This window comes from Klebsiella sp. EMBS2024, from assembly GCF_036233805.1.
Lineage (GTDB): Bacteria > Pseudomonadota > Gammaproteobacteria > Enterobacterales > Enterobacteriaceae > Klebsiella > Klebsiella pneumoniae.
Map to the genome: position 1 here is coordinate 3,675,636 of NZ_JAZARW010000001.1, position 3,163 is coordinate 3,678,798.

The 3,163-nt window shown below is 59.2% G+C and carries 2 protein-coding genes; one reads left to right on the forward strand and one right to left on the reverse strand.

What is annotated here, in order from left to right:
- Nucleotides 1–115: 115 nt before the first annotated feature.
- The gene (tkt, locus tag VZP09_RS16935; RefSeq protein WP_328795294.1) at nucleotides 116–2,110 is read right to left on the reverse strand and encodes a transketolase; all 1,995 of its coding nucleotides are present in this window, start codon (nucleotides 2,108–2,110) and stop codon (nucleotides 116–118) included.
- Nucleotides 2,111–2,388: 278 nt separating this feature from the next.
- Between tkt and VZP09_RS16940 the strand changes: the two genes are divergently transcribed.
- On the forward strand, nucleotides 2,389–3,147 hold the full coding sequence (locus VZP09_RS16940) for a M48 family metallopeptidase (RefSeq protein WP_328795295.1): 759 nt from the start codon (nucleotides 2,389–2,391) through the stop codon (nucleotides 3,145–3,147).
- Nucleotides 3,148–3,163: the final 16 nt, after the last annotated feature.

A 3,163-nucleotide genomic window follows, 5' to 3' on the forward strand; every position in this document is an offset into this window, starting at 1 on the left:
GCCGGGTGGCGAGATAAAAGCAAAACGGTAACCCAGGGGTTACCGTTTTGGTGTTTGCACCCTCTCCTGTGGGAGAGGGTTGGGGTGAGGGCATCAGCCCGCACCGTACCAGCGATTACAGCAGCGCTTTCGCTTTAGCGACCACGTTATCAACGGTGAAGCCGAACTCCTCGAACAGCTGCTCAGCCGGCGCAGACTCACCGAAGGTGGTCATGCCAACAATGGCGCCGTTCAGGCCAACGTATTTGAACCAGTAGTCAGCGATACCCGCTTCCACGGCAACGCGCGCGGTCACGGCTTTCGGCAGTACGGATTCGCGATAAGCCGCATCCTGCTTGTCGAACGCGTCGGTGGACGGCATGGAAACCACGCGCGCCTTCACGCCTTCGGCAGTCAGTTTGTCCCATGCGGCAACCGCCAGCTCCACTTCTGAACCGGTGGCGATGAAGATCAGCTCCGGCTGNNNGCCGGCGCAATCTTTCAGCACATAACCGCCGCGGGCCACGTTCGCCAGCTGCTCTGCGGTACGCTCCTGCTGCGCCAGGTTCTGACGGGAGAGGATCAGCGCGGTCGGGCCGTCCTGACGCTCCACGCCATATTTCCACGCAATCGCGGATTCAACCTGGTCACACGGACGCCAGGTGGACATGTTCGGGGTCACGCGCAGGGAAGCCACCTGCTCTACCGGCTGGTGAGTCGGGCCGTCTTCGCCCAGACCGATCGAGTCGTGGGTGTAGACCATCACCTGACGCTGTTTCATCAGCGCGGCCATACGTACCGCGTTACGCGCGTATTCCACGAACATCAGGAAGGTGGAGGTGTACGGCAGGAAGCCGCCGTGCAGCGCGATACCGTTGGCGATAGCGGTCATACCGAACTCGCGCACGCCGTAGTGGATGTAGTTCCCGGCAGCGTCTTCGTTGATCGGCTTAGAGCCGGACCACAGGGTCAGGTTGGACGGCGCGAGATCTGCGGAGCCGCCGAGGAATTCCGGCAGCAGCGGGCCGAAGGCTTCGATGGCGTTCTGCGAGGCTTTACGGCTGGCGATTTTCGCCGGGTTGGCCTGCAGCTTCGCGATGAACTCGTTAGCTTTCGCGTCGAAGTCAGACGGCATCTCGCCTTTCATACGGCGGGTGAATTCGGCTGCTTCCTGCGGGAAGGCTTTGGCGTAAGCCGCAAACTTCTCGTTCCATGCGGCTTCTTTCGCCTGGCCGGCTTCTTTGGCATCCCACTGGGCATAGATGTCAGACGGGATGTCAAACGGCGCGTGTTTCCAGCCCAGCGCTTCGCGGGTCAGGGCGATTTCGGCGTCGCCCAGCGGCGCGCCGTGGGAGTCGTGGGTACCGGCTTTGTTCGGCGAACCGAAACCGATGATGGTTTTACACATCAGCAGGGACGGTTTGTCGGTGACCGCCCGCGCTTCTTCTACCGCGCGTTTGATGGCGTCAGCGTCGTGACCGTCCACGCCGCGCACCACGTGCCAGCCGTAGGCTTCAAAGCGTTTCGCGGTGTCATCGGTGAACCAGCCTTCAACGTGGCCGTCGATAGAGATGCCGTTGTCATCATAGAACGCCACCAGTTTACCCAGTTTCAGGGTACCGGCCAGGGAGCACACTTCGTGAGAAATGCCTTCCATCATGCAGCCGTCGCCCATGAAGGCGTAGGTGTAGTGGTCGACGATATCGTGTCCCGGACGGTTGAACTGCGCCGCCAGGGTTTTCTCGGCGATAGCCATCCCGACCGCGTTAGCGATACCCTGGCCCAGCGGACCGGTGGTGGTTTCCACGCCTGCGGTGTAGCCGACTTCCGGGTGACCCGGGGTTTTGGAGTGCAGCTGGCGGAAGTTTTTCAGCTCTTCAATCGGCAGATCGTAGCCAGTGAGGTGCAGCAGGCTGTAAATCAGCATCGAACCATGGCCATTTGACAACACAAAACGGTCACGGTCAGCCCAGGCCGGATTGTTCGGGTTATGGTTCAGGAAATCACGCCACAGCACTTCGGCAATGTCAGCCATACCCATCGGGGCCCCCGGGTGGCCGGATTTGGCTTTCTGTACAGCGTCCATGCTCAGCGCACGAATAGCGTTAGCAAGCTCTTTACGTGAGGACATTTTGACTCCAGTTCGGACTGTTGAAGGCCATGCCCTTAACGACTTGACGAGAGCGCGTTTTGGGCTACGCCGGAAAAAAGTGTGAACAATGTAACCCAAGCGACAAGTCATGTACATGGAGCATCCTTTTGCCCTTTAAGAAATCTCTGGAACAGGTTGTGCTACGCCGGAATCCGCTCGCCCGCATCCTGCGATACTCTTTATAATTTACGCAGAATACGGTTCCCTGCCGTCGCCGTATTTTCGGATAAACAACCATAAGATTGTGGAAGATAAAAATGAAAATTCGCTCAACCGTACTTGCTCTTGGGATCGCAGCAACCCTCACCGGATGTCAGAACATGGACTCCAACGGTCTGCTCAGCTCAGGCGCCGAAGCCTTCCNGGCATACTCTCTCAGCGACGCGCAGGTGAAAACCTTAAGCGACCAGGCCTGTAAAGAGATGGACGCCAAAGCGAAAATCGCCCCGGCCAACAGTGAATACAGCCAGCGGCTGAACAAAATCGCGGCTGCGCTGGGCGATAACATCAATGGTCAGCCCGTGAACTACAAGGTCTATGAGACCAAGGATGTCAACGCCTTCGCCATGGCCAACGGCTGCATCCGCGTCTACAGCGGGCTGATGGATCTGATGAACGATAATGAAGTCGAGGCGGTGATCGGCCACGAAATGGGCCACGTCGCGCTGGGCCACGTGAAGAAAGGCATGCAGGTCGCCCTGGGTACCAACGCCGTGCGTGCGGCGGCGGCCTCCGCGGGCGGTATCGTCGGTAGCCTGTCGCAGTCTCAGTTGGGCGATCTGGGCGAAAAACTGGTGAACTCGCAGTTCTCCCAGCGTCAGGAATCGGAAGCGGATGACTACTCTTACGACCTGCTGCGTAAGCGCGGTATCAATCCGTCGGGACTGGCCACCAGCTTCGAGAAACTGGCCAAGCTGGAAGCCGGCCGTCAGAGCTCTATGTTTGACGATCACCCGGCATCGGAAGCCCGCGCGCAGCATATTCGCGATCGCATGAAGGCCGACGGCATTAAATAAGCGACAGCGGGAGGCG